We start from the raw sequence: 551 nt of genomic DNA, 5'->3' as shown, positions 1-551 counted from the left end.
TAACCGTAAGGAGGAAATTCTTCATTTTCAAAGTGTGCTAGCTGAGTTTAAAATCACATTTTCAGAGCTTGCTAAGGAATCTCCTAAGCATCGTGATACGCGTGAGCACTTAATAGAAATTGTAAAGATTATTATAAAAGATGAGAAAATGATGGAAGAGCTGTTCCGAAAGAAAAAGTTACCGCTTAAACATATTGAACCGCGTGTTAGGGTAAGTCGTAAAACGTTAGAGCGGCATAGAAAATACATTATTGCAATGTGTATTATCTTTGCAAACAACTATACATATATTCTTGATTATATAAGAGGGGTAGCATGATGAATAAAGGAATTGTGATGGATATAAAAAAACATAGCGTAGTTGTTTTAACTCCAAATGGAGAATTTATTTCGTTTAAAAGAAAAGCGCACTCTTACATGATTGGAGAGGAAATCTCGTTTAACGAACAAGAACAAAGAGCACCGCATTTTTCAATCCCTTCTTTCTTAAAGCCTGCATCATTACTTGTTGCTTGTTTTCTATGTGTGTTGCTGTTTTTCTACAACCAACC

At 34.5% G+C, this 551-nt stretch carries 1 protein-coding gene and 1 pseudogene; both read left to right on the top strand.

Translation table 11 applies throughout. The features are described 5' to 3' along the window. Positions 1-326: pseudogene (locus U860_RS0130045) on the top strand (RNA polymerase subunit sigma); the annotation flags it as partial. Next, positions 316-551, top strand: a 236-nt coding sequence (locus U860_RS0130040) for an anti-sigma factor domain-containing protein (RefSeq protein WP_029953202.1), incomplete at its 3' end; no start/stop codon positions are given. The pseudogene U860_RS0130045 and the gene U860_RS0130040, both read left to right, overlap by 11 nt.

This window comes from Bacillus sp. H1a, from assembly GCF_000633475.1.
Taxonomy (GTDB): domain Bacteria; phylum Bacillota; class Bacilli; order Bacillales; family Bacillaceae_G; genus Bacillus_A; species Bacillus_A paramycoides.
Note: the sequence above shows the minus strand (reverse complement) of the source record. Positions and strands in the feature narration are given on the sequence as shown.